The organism is Polaromonas sp. P1_G2 (assembly GCF_056405515.1).
In genome coordinates, this window is record NZ_JBFUBY010001696.1 from 1 (window position 1) to 367 (window position 367).

Genomic DNA, 367 nt, shown 5'->3' on the forward strand with positions numbered 1-367 from the left:
GAGATATTCGCCAGCCGCCAGCAGGACGACGAGATAGGCAGCACCGCAGCCGGCCAGTGCCCATCCGCCCATGCGGTTGAATGCTTCATTGGTGAACAGGCCCATCGCACCGATGACGATCAGCGCCCCGGCATACCAGAGCACATGGGTGAGATCGAAACGAGGAGCAGGGGCAGCCGTCGCAGGCATGCGCCGTGCGGCAAGAAAATTGGCGATATCAGCCAATTTCGCGTCATCGATCAGCCCGGCATCGCGGATTGCGCGGAGGTCGGCATCGGCCAGCATGGCAGACTCCATTGTTCAACTTTGTACTGATTAGACGCATGAGGCGGCGCGAATATTCAGCCGCGGCTACTCACCCTGTTTC

The 367-nt window shown here is 60.2% G+C and carries 1 pseudogene; it reads right to left on the bottom strand.

Annotated features, from left to right (window positions below):
- Positions 1-285 (bottom strand): annotated as a pseudogene (locus tag AC1D0P_RS32160) (hypothetical protein); the annotation flags it as partial.
- Between the last annotated feature and the right edge of the window lie 82 nt (positions 286-367).